Origin of the sequence: Bradyrhizobium sp., assembly GCF_049581145.1 — a bacterium.
In the GTDB taxonomy this organism is placed as follows: domain Bacteria; phylum Pseudomonadota; class Alphaproteobacteria; order Rhizobiales; family Xanthobacteraceae; genus Bradyrhizobium.
In genome coordinates this window covers 1-2,731 of record NZ_JBAURI010000347.1, presented here as the reverse complement: position 1 = coordinate 2,731, position 2,731 = coordinate 1, and the positions used below count along the sequence as shown (strand labels likewise).

Annotated in this window: 3 protein-coding genes; all 3 read left to right on the top strand. The window is 63.7% G+C overall.

What is annotated here, in order from left to right; all coding sequences use genetic code 11:
* Window positions 1–69 precede the first annotated feature (69 nt).
* A complete protein-coding gene (gene sufC, locus WCB02_RS11355; protein ID WP_423958247.1) occupies window positions 70–828 on the top strand; it encodes a Fe-S cluster assembly ATPase SufC in 759 nt (252 codons plus the stop codon).
* A 5-nt stretch (window positions 829–833) separates the two neighbouring features.
* Complete coding sequence (gene sufD, locus WCB02_RS11350; RefSeq protein WP_423958246.1) at window positions 834–2,162, top strand: Fe-S cluster assembly protein SufD; 1,329 nt, start codon at window positions 834–836, stop codon at window positions 2,160–2,162.
* A gap of 4 nt (window positions 2,163–2,166) precedes the next feature.
* On the top strand, window positions 2,167–2,731 hold a 565-nt coding region (locus WCB02_RS11345), incomplete at its 3' end, for an aminotransferase class V-fold PLP-dependent enzyme (protein WP_423958244.1).

Here is a 2,731-nt window from a genome sequence, read left to right as displayed (position 1 = left end):
CGCAGAAGCTGATCTCGATCTCGCTTGAGGGCAGTGTTGGCTGATGGTCGGCAAATGGAGAAATCTGCGATGACGAAGCTGCTGGAAATTCGCGGCCTTGAAGCCGAGATCGACGGCCGAAAGATCCTCAACGGCCTCGACCTCATCGTGAACAAGGGTGAGATTCACGCCATCATGGGTCCGAACGGCGCCGGCAAGTCGACGCTTTCCTACGTGCTGTCCGGCAAGCCCGGTTATGCGATCACCGGCGGCGAGGTCCTGTTCAATGGTGAGGATCTGTTCGCCATGGCGCCGGACGAGCGCGCGGCGAAGGGCCTGTTTCTCGCCTTCCAGTATCCGCTCGAAATTCCGGGCGTCGCCACCCTGACCTTCCTGCGCACCGCGCTCAACGCACAGCGCAAGAAACGCGGTGAGCAGGAGCTGTCCTCTCCGGACGTGCTGAAGCGGGTGCGCGAGCTGGCGAAGCAGTTGAGCATCGATCCGGAAATGCTGCGCCGGCCGTTGAACGTCGGTTTCTCCGGCGGCGAAAAGAAGCGCAACGAGACGTTGCAGATGGCGTTGCTCGAGCCGCGTCTCTGCGTGCTCGACGAGACCGATTCGGGCCTCGACATCGACGCGCTGAAGGTCGTGGCGTCCGGTGTCAACCAGCTGCGTTCGGCCGAGCGCGGCATGATCGTGATCACGCATTATCAGCGGCTGCTGGATTACATCGTGCCGGATGTCGTTCACGTGCTTTCGGCCGGCCGCATCGTGCGCACCGGCGGCAAGGAGCTCGCGCTCGAACTCGAGGCGACGGGCTACGCGCAATATCAGAACGAAGCGGCGTGACGGCCATGAACGCGGATCTTCGCCCCGTCAGGACCAAGGCTGAACTCGCTCTGGTCGACACATTCACGGCCGCTCGCCCGAATTTGCCGGGCGGCAAAGCGGTGGCGCAACTGCGCACGATTGCCTTCGAGCGGTTTGCCGCCGAAGGCCTGCCGCATGCGCGCGTCGAGGCGTGGAAATATACCGATCTGCGCCGCTTCATGCGGGAGGCGAAACCGCTCGCTGGAAAGCCGGAGGCGGCAGCAAAGGAACGCGCCCGGGATGCGGGCGCGCTGCTCGCAGGCGCCGGATTGCGGCGAGTTGTGATCGTCGACGGAAAATTCGCGGCCGACCTGTCGGACCTTGCCGATCTGGACAAGGGACTTTCCATCCAGCCGATGGTTGACGCGTTGGTTTCGGATGATCTGTTGCGGGCGCAGCGTCTGAGCCCGACGATGGCTGACGATCCGATGCTTTCGCTCAACACGGCGCTCGCAGCCGATGGGGTGGTGATCGAAATCTCGCCGGGCGCGGTTCTGACGCGGCCGATTCATCTGGTGTTCGTGACCACCGGTGAAAGCGCCGCCGCGGTTTATATCAAGTCGCAGGTGGTAATCGGATCGGGCGCACGCGCGACCGTGGTGGAGACGCACGAAGGGCCCAACGGTTCCGATTATCAGGTCAACAGCGCGCTGCAGCTGATCGTCGGCGACGACGCCGAGGTCGAACACATCAAGGTGACCCGGGAAGGCGATGCCGCCCTCCATGTCGGTACCCTGGTCACAAGTGTCGGCGCGCGGGCCAACTTCCGCGAATTTGGCTTTTCCGTCGGCGGCGCCGTCGTCCGCAACCAGTTGTTCGTCCGGCTTGCCGGGGAAGGTACCAACGCCGGCATTTACGGGGCCACCCTCCTGGCCGGCCGCCAGCACGCCGACACCACCCTTTTGGTCGATCATCTGGCGCCGAACAGCCAGAGCCGGGAGATCTTCAAATCGGTGGTCGACGACGAGGCCTGCGCGGTGTTTCAGGGCAAAATCGCGGTCCGGCCCGGAGCCCAGAAGACCGACGCCAAGATGATGGCGCGTGGACTGTTGCTGTCGGACCAGGCCGAGGTCGATTGCAAGCCGGAACTGGAAATCTTCGCCGACGACGTCCAGTGCGGGCATGGCTCGACCACGGGCGCGCTCGACGACCAGCTCAAATTCTACCTGATGGCGCGCGGCATCCCGGCCAAGCAGGCGGAAGCGCTGCTGATCCAGGCGTTCGTCGGCGAGGTCGTCGAGGCAATCGCGCAAGATGGCGTCCGCGAAGCGCTGTTGAACGCCATGACCACCTGGCTCGCGGAACGAGGCTGATCCCATGCACCCGGCGGTCAGCAACGGAAGCTACGACGTCGCACGCGTCCGCGAGGATTTTCCCATTCTCGGGATGCAGGTCTATGGCAAGCCGCTGGTCTATCTCGACAACGCGGCGTCCGCGCAGAAGCCCAAAGCGGTGCTCGACCGCATGATGCAGGCCTATACTTGCGAATACGGCAACGTTCATCGCGGCCTGCATTATCTCGCCAACGCGGCCACCGAGGCGTACGAAGGCGCGCGCGACAAGGTCGCAAAGTTCCTTGGCGCCGAGCGGCGCGAGGAGATCATTTTTACTCGCAGCGCCACCGAGGCAATCAATCTGGTGGCGCAGAGCTTCGGCCGCACCCGGATCGGTGCCGGCGACGAGATCGTGCTCTCGATCATGGAGCACCATGCCAACATCGTGCCCTGGCATTTCCTCAGGGAGCGTCAGGGCGCCGTGCTCAAATGGGCGCCGGTCGACGACGAGGGCAACTTCCTGATCGATGAATTCGAGCGGCTGTTGACCGATCGCACGAAAATGGTGGCCATCACGCAGATGTCGAACGTGCTGGGCAGCGTGGTGC